The organism is Micromonospora craterilacus, assembly GCF_003236315.1.
Classification (GTDB): Bacteria; Actinomycetota; Actinomycetes; order Mycobacteriales; family Micromonosporaceae; genus Micromonospora; species Micromonospora craterilacus.
The window spans coordinates 1-3680 of the sequence record NZ_POTY01000387.1; the positions used below are offsets into that span (position 1 = coordinate 1).

Here is a 3680-nt window from a genome sequence, read left to right on the forward strand (position 1 = left end):
CAGCACCAGGGTGGCCTGCGCGGTGAGCGGGGCCAGGAGCCAGTCGAGCGGGTCTGGGTGCCGGTCGACGTCGATCAGGACGCGGTCGCCCGGCTTGATGCCCAGCTCGGCGGCGCGGGCGGTCGCCCGGGCACGCAGTGCGGCATGGGCCGGGCCGCCCGGCGGGTACGCCCCGAAGTGGTCGCCGTGGGCGCGGACCTCGGTCACGTAGTCGACGAAGCCGGCCGGCACCTCCCGCAGCGGCAGCGCGAACGGGTGCAGCGCGAGCGCGTACCGGTCGCCGGCCGACCAGGCGTCCGCCTCGGCGACCCGGTCGGCGGCGGCGAAGAGCACATCCACCTCGCCCGGCTCGTCGCGCACGGTCAGCCCGGCCGACCAGCAGCCGAGCAGCACCGCCGCGGTCTGCCAGTGTGGCGGGAGCAGCACCGCCGCGGTGTCGCCGGCGCCGAGGGCCAGCTCGTCGACGAGCAGGTTGGCCGTCTTGGCCACCCAGTTCGCCAGCGTCGCGCCGGAGAGTTCGGTGCGTTCGCCGGTGGCGTCGTCGTACCAGGTCAGCAGCGGTCGGTTCGGGTCGGGCGCGATCGCGTCGGCGAACACCCGGGCAATGTTGTCGGCCATCGGCGCGAACGATACGCGCCCGTCGGCCGTACTCGATGACAGCGACAAGTCGGCGTACCGTCGGGTCGCAGTCAGCGTCCGTACCCGGCTCCGGCGTAGGCTTGCCCGGAGTGTCGTTCCCCACAGTCCCGCCGTTGCAAGGAGTCGCCCCGTGACCGCCGGTCGCCCGCCCCGTGTGCTCATCGACGCCACGAGTGTCCCCGCCGACCGCGGCGGCGTCGGTAGATACGTCGACGGACTGCTCGGTGCCCTCGGCAAGGTGTGCGGGTCGGCGGTGGATCTGGTGGTGGTCAGCCTCCGCACCGACCTGGAGCGTTACCGCAGGATGCTGCCCGGCGCGGAGATCATCCCCGCGCCCGCCGCCGTCGCGCACCGGCCCGCCCGGCTCGCCTGGGAGCAGACCGGCCTGCCCCTGCTGGCCCAGCAGGTCGGCGCGGAGGTGCTGCACTCGCCCTTCTACACCTGCCCGTTGCGGGCCGGCTGCCCGGTCACGGTGACCGTGCACGACGCGACCTTCTTCACCGAGCCGGAGCACTACGACAAGTCCCGGCGGACGTTCTTCCGCAGCGCCATCAAGACCTCGCTGCGCCGCGCCGACCGGGTGATCGTGCCCAGCAAGGCGACCCGCGACGAGCTGATCCGACTGCTGGACGCCGACCCGACCCGAATCGACGTGGCCTACCACGGCGTGGACCACGCCGCCTTCCACGCGCCGGGTGACGAGGAGAAGGCCCGGGTACGCGCCCGGCTGGGCCTCGGCGGCAGCAGCTACGTGGCGTTCCTCGGTGCCAAGGAGCCGCGCAAGAACGTGCCGAACCTGATCCGTGGCTGGTCCCGGGCGGTGGCCGACCGGCAGGACCCGCCGGCGCTCGTGGTGGCCGGCGGCCAGGGGCACGACGACGACATCGACCGCGCGGTGGCCGAGGTGCCGTCGCACCTGCGGCTGCTGCGTCCCGGTTACCTTCGCTACGCCGACCTGCCCGGGTTCCTCGGCGGTGCCCTGGTCGCCGCCTACCCGTCGTACGGGGAGGGCTTCGGTCTGCCGATCCTGGAGGCGATGGCGTGCGCCGCTCCGGTGCTCACCACGCCCCGGCTGTCGCTGCCGGAGGTCGGTGGCGACGCGGTCGCGTACACCAGCGAGGATCCGGACCAGATCGCCACCGACCTGGCCGCGCTGCTCGACGACGAGCCGCGCCGGCTGTCGCTGGCCAAGGCCGGCTTCGACCGGGCCAAGGAGTTCACCTGGGAGTCCAGCGCCGAGGTGCACATCGCGGCCTGGTCCCGGGCGCGGGCCTGACGCCGCAACCGGGGGGCCCGGTCCGGGCGGTTCGGGCATGATGTCCTAGTGATCTATGTCGTCATTCCGGCGGGTGGCAGCGGCACAAGGCTGTGGCCGCTGTCCCGCGCCAGCCACCCCAAGTTTCTCCATCCGTTCACCGGTACGTCGGCTTCGCTGCTCCAGGCGACGGTGGAGCGGCTGACGCCGCTGACCACCCCGGAGCACACCATGGTGGTCACCGGTGCCGCCCACGCGGCGGCCGTGGCCCGCCAGCTGACCGGCCTGCCGGAGGAGAACATCCTGGTCGAGCCCTCGCCGAGGGACTCCTGCGCCGCCATCGCACTGGCCGCCGCGGTGATCGCGATACGGGATCCGGACGCGGTCATGGGTTCGTTCGCCGCCGACCACCTGATCGGCGACCCGCAGCGGTGGGTCACCACCGTCCAGGAGGCGGTCCGGGGTGCGGAGCAGGGGCTGCTGATGACCGTCGGGATCACCCCGACCCGGCCGGAGACCGGGTACGGGTACCTCCAGACCGGCGACCCGGTCGGCGACGGCCCGATGCGGCCGGTCATCGAGTTCAAGGAGAAGCCGAGCGCGGACGTCGCCGAGGCGTACCTGCGATCCGGCCGGTATCTCTGGAACGCCGGCATGTTCGTCTGGCGGGTGTCCGCGTTCCTCGCCGAGCTGGCCCGCCAGCAGCCCGCCCTGCACACCGGGGTCACCGCCATCGCGGCGGTGTGGGGCACCGACGAGCAGGACGACGTGCTCGGCGCGGTCTGGCCGACGCTGCCGAAGATCTCGGTCGACTACGCGGTGATGGAGGGCGCGGCGAGCGCCGGGCGGGTGGCGACCGTGCCGGGCGACTTCCAGTGGAACGACGTTGGTGACTTCCACACCCTCGGTGAGGTGTTGCCGGCGGACGCCGACGGCAACGTGGTGCTCGCCGTGGACGCGAAGGCCGAGGTGCTGCTGCGCGACAGCAGCGGCATGGTGGTGGTGCCGCAGTCCGGACGGCTGGTGGCCAGCGTCGGCGTACGCGACCTCATCGTGGTCGACACCCCGGACGCGTTGCTGGTCTGCCCCCGCGACCGGGCCCAGGACGTCAAGGCGATCGTCGACGAGCTCAAGGAGCGGGGCGAGGACAAGCTCGTCTGAAGGCTGCCAGTCCCGGTGCGACGAGCCGGGCCGTCCCGCCGGCCAGCGGGTGTGGCAGCTGGTCCGGCGGGAACCAGCCCAGCGCATCGGATTCCGCGCTGACCCGTTCCACCGCCCCGGGCGGGGCGAACACTGCGAACCGGACGTCGTGGTGCAGCGAACCGCCCTGGCAGCCCACCGGGTGCACGTCCACGTCGATCGGCACCGGATCCAGCCGCAGGTCGGCGATGCCCGACTCCTCGGTGGCCTCGCGCAACGCCGCCGCGGCCAGCGTCCGGTCGCCCGGCTCGCAGTGCCCACCGAGCTGCACCCACTTGTGGAACTTGCCGTGCAGGCAGAGCAGCACCCGGGAGCCGGTCGCGTCGAACACCAGCGCGCTGGCGGTGACGTGACCGGCCCGGTGCTCGCGGCCCATCGCGGCCGGACCGGCGGCCAGCAGGTCGAGCGTACGGTCGCGGGCAGTTGCGGCGTCCGGGCTGGTCGGCGCCCAGTCGGCGAGCAGTGCCAGCGCGTCGGCGTGCAGCGCCACCCAGCCGCCCTCATTGTTAAGAGGGGGCCCTTTTACTACCCGAGGCGTTAACAAGGGGCCCTTCCTTCCATCACCGCACAGGGTACGGGTGGGAGG

4 protein-coding genes are annotated in these 3680 nt (G+C 73.1%); 2 read left to right on the top strand and 2 right to left on the bottom strand.

Annotation, left to right across the window (positions count from 1 at the left end):
• The coding region (locus C1I95_RS32705; RefSeq protein ID WP_111219832.1) for a TIGR03089 family protein at positions 1–618 on the bottom strand (618 nt) is incomplete at its 3' end.
• A gap of 151 nt (positions 619–769) precedes the next feature.
• Here C1I95_RS32705 and C1I95_RS32710 point away from each other — a divergent pair.
• Positions 770–1915, top strand: a complete 1146-nt coding sequence (locus tag C1I95_RS32710) for a glycosyltransferase family 4 protein (protein WP_111219833.1) — start codon at positions 770–772, stop codon at positions 1913–1915.
• A 48-nt stretch (positions 1916–1963) separates the two neighbouring features.
• Positions 1964–3055: a mannose-1-phosphate guanylyltransferase gene (locus C1I95_RS32715; protein ID WP_111219835.1), complete on the top strand. Its 1092-nt coding sequence runs from the start codon at positions 1964–1966 to the stop codon at positions 3053–3055.
• Here C1I95_RS32715 and C1I95_RS32720 read toward each other — a convergent pair.
• Positions 3024–3638, bottom strand: coding sequence for an NUDIX hydrolase (locus C1I95_RS32720; RefSeq protein WP_199524016.1), 615 nt, complete (start codon positions 3636–3638; stop codon positions 3024–3026). The genes C1I95_RS32715 and C1I95_RS32720 overlap by 32 nt on opposite strands.
• Positions 3639–3680 lie beyond the last annotated feature (42 nt).